The organism is Conservatibacter flavescens (assembly GCF_002795425.1).
Classification (GTDB): domain Bacteria; phylum Pseudomonadota; class Gammaproteobacteria; order Enterobacterales; family Pasteurellaceae; genus Conservatibacter; species Conservatibacter flavescens.
Genome location: NZ_PHHA01000025.1, coordinates 1 through 1,191, shown reverse-complemented (window position 1 = coordinate 1,191; position 1,191 = coordinate 1). Strand labels below are relative to the sequence as shown.

Genomic DNA, 1,191 nt, shown 5'->3' with positions numbered 1-1,191 from the left:
TTAGTTAAATAATCGTATAAATTATAATAGGCGGTGGCAGGCAGTTGTTTTTCTAGGGCTTTATTTAACTCATAAACGGCTTTTTGTGGCTTTTTAACTATAATCCTGCCGCTTTCAATTAAATATTGTAGTCTGACGTTGGCTTTATAATCGCCGTTGGCGGCGGCGATTCGGTAGTATCGTTCGGTGCTTTTCCAAACATCATCGCCTTTTTTGCCTAGCCACATATTATGTAAATCGTGGTAATAGGCATACAGATAAAGCTGTTGAGTCTCGGGGGAAAGAGGCGGTCGGCTTTCTTGCACACAAGTAAAGGTTAAATCTGTGATAGAGTTTGTTTTGGTTTCCCGCGCGGAGTTGCTCTGCGTGGGGTGTACGCAGGCGGTGCAGATTAAACTCAGTAATATTATCTTAAATTTCATAAAAAACTCCAGTAAATATCACCGCACTTTGCTTTATTTTAAGCGAAAGTGCGGTGTGTTTTTATTATTTTTTCGGCAGTCCTGTGTTTACATCAAGCCCCGCTTGGTCGGCCAGTTTTTGCATTAATTCCTCGCTTGGCTTTGGTGGCGAAGCGCCTTCATACCAACGCTGAAAGGCGATTTTACCGTCCCAAGCCGGCAGCTTAGCCGGCGGAAGGGGAACGATTTCGTCTAACTCCGGGACTTTGGGGTTGAGGTAGTCGTGATCGGCGAGATAGCGGGCGATCATATTATATCGAGTAACGCGTTCTTCATCTGGTTTTAATGCTAAATAGTCATTTTTATTATCAGGTTTTATACCTTTTTCAAATCCATCTCGTAAGTATCTAGCAGATAAAGCATTTCCATTTTTGGTACCTTGATGAAAACTGTTAACGGCTTCATTATATTTTTCCTCAAACTTATATTGGCTCCCCAACACTGCAGACGCTTGGCCAAAGCCTTGTATAGAGGCACAATGTAATAGTTTTTTATAGAGTTCTATTCTAAGTGTAAATGTTTCATCATCATTTAGGCTGGACAATATCATAGCTAATTCATACTGTGCTTCTCTACTGCCTAAATCGGCAGCTTTTCTTAAATAAGCAAACCGTCCGCCTTTTTCAGTTTTGACACCGTAGCCGTTAGTTAAATAATCGTATATATTCTAATATGCGGTGGCAGGCAGTTGTTTTTCTAGGGCTTTATTTAACTCATAAACAGTTTTTTG

The 1,191-nt window shown here is 40.7% G+C and carries 1 protein-coding gene and 1 pseudogene; both read right to left on the bottom strand.

The genetic code is table 11. The features are described 5' to 3' along the window. A pseudogene (locus tag CVP05_RS09930) lies at positions 1 to 422 on the bottom strand (hypothetical protein); the annotation flags it as partial. 64 nt (positions 423 to 486) lie between these two features. Further along, positions 487 to 1,011 carry a DUF6396 domain-containing protein gene (locus CVP05_RS09925; protein ID WP_341476359.1) on the bottom strand — a complete coding sequence of 175 codons (525 nt, stop codon included), beginning with the start codon at positions 1,009 to 1,011 and terminating at the stop codon, positions 487 to 489. Positions 1,012 to 1,191: the final 180 nt, after the last annotated feature.